Raw genomic sequence first — 1,480 nt, 5'->3', positions numbered from 1 at the left:
TGTCCGAAGTTGAACAGGCTCCCACCCTGAACAGCCTGCCTCCGCCCTCGCAGGCGCCCGACGCGCCAAGGAATTGACCATGCGGCCCACCCGCCTGATGACCCTGTTTACCCTGGTCGCGGCCAGCGCCACGGCCAGCGCCCAGCAGCAACAGCAGGACCCGCGCTTCTGGAGCCCGCCGGCGGACGATTCCTCGCTCAGCATCCTGCGAGAGGTCTTCGGCAACGTCGTGGACTTCGTGGTGGGCAACGGAGCGGCAGACCTCGGCTCCAACGGTACCGTCATCGGCGCAGGCTTCGAGGTGTTCAACACCGCGGTGCTGTTCCTGGGCATGATCTTCGTGGCCTACAGCACGATCATGGCCGTGGTGAACACCGCCCACGATGGCGAGTTTCTGGGCAGGAAGATGAGCTCGATCTGGGTGCCGCTGCGCACCGTGGGCGGTAGTGCCCTGCTGCTGCCCCTTGCCGGTGGCTTCAGTCTGATCCAGATCCTGGTGATGTGGCTTGCTGTGCAAGGCGTGGGCATCGGTGACCGCGCGTGGACAGCCATGCTGGACCGCGTCGACCAGACCGGCATGATCAATCACGCCAACATCCCGAACGCGCGGCCGCTGGTGGCCAACATCCTGCGGTTCGAGGTCTGCCGCCAGGCGATGAACAAGCAGTATGCCGAGGCTGAACGCAGCGATCGCATCGTCGTCAAGGAAACCCGCRGCGCCATCACCTCCATGGTCCCCACCGATCGCATCGACTCGGGCATGGGCAGCACGACGCCGGCGGCGTTCGGTATCAACTACGCCCCGATGTCGATCCCCACGGTGACCTACTCCTGGTCGGCCACCGATGGCAGTTACATGCGACCGGACGTCTGCGGCAGCATTACCTGGGAAGAGAGCCCGGAGTCGCAGAAGGGCAATGCGCGCTACCTGGACGTCAAGAGCATCCATAGCGCACACAGCGCCGCGGTGAAGGAAGTCATCGCCGCCATGTCGCCGATCGCCAAGCAGATCGTGGACGGCAACAAGCCCAATAGCGACGCCATCATGCAGGCGGCCTACCAGTACGAGAATCGCATCCGTGCCGCCTCGCGCACGGCGGTGACCAATGCCAATACCGCCAGCAAGAACGCGTTCGTCGAGTACGCCAAGACCGGCGGCTGGGTGAACGCCGGCGCGTACTACAACCACATCATCTCGCTCAATGACGCCGTGCAGCTGTCGGTCAACTCGCTGCCTACCTCCAAGGCCTCCGACATCAGCGAGAAGGAATCGGCCGACACGCTGGTGGGCTACGCCGATGCCATGGCGGTGACCGAAGAGTTCCTGAAGGAACGCTCGCACGCCACGCATGCGGCCTACAAGGATGAACTGCGTTTGGACGTCAACGCATGCTCCGACCCGCTGCCGTCGACGTGGGAGGACATCCGCAAGTGCCTGTCCCAGCCCTCGCTGATCGGCATCGAGATGATCACCCAGAAC

1 protein-coding gene is annotated in these 1,480 nt (G+C 64.2%); it reads left to right on the top strand.

Annotated features, from left to right (window positions below; all coding sequences use genetic code 11):
- Window positions 1-79 precede the first annotated feature (79 nt).
- On the top strand, window positions 80-1,480 hold a 1,401-nt coding region (locus AC04L7_RS18570; RefSeq protein ID WP_475513682.1), incomplete at its 3' end, for a DotA/TraY family protein.

The organism is Pseudoxanthomonas sp. LjRoot204_2 (assembly GCF_056175765.1).
Note: the sequence above shows the minus strand (reverse complement) of the source record. Positions and strands in the feature narration are given on the sequence as shown.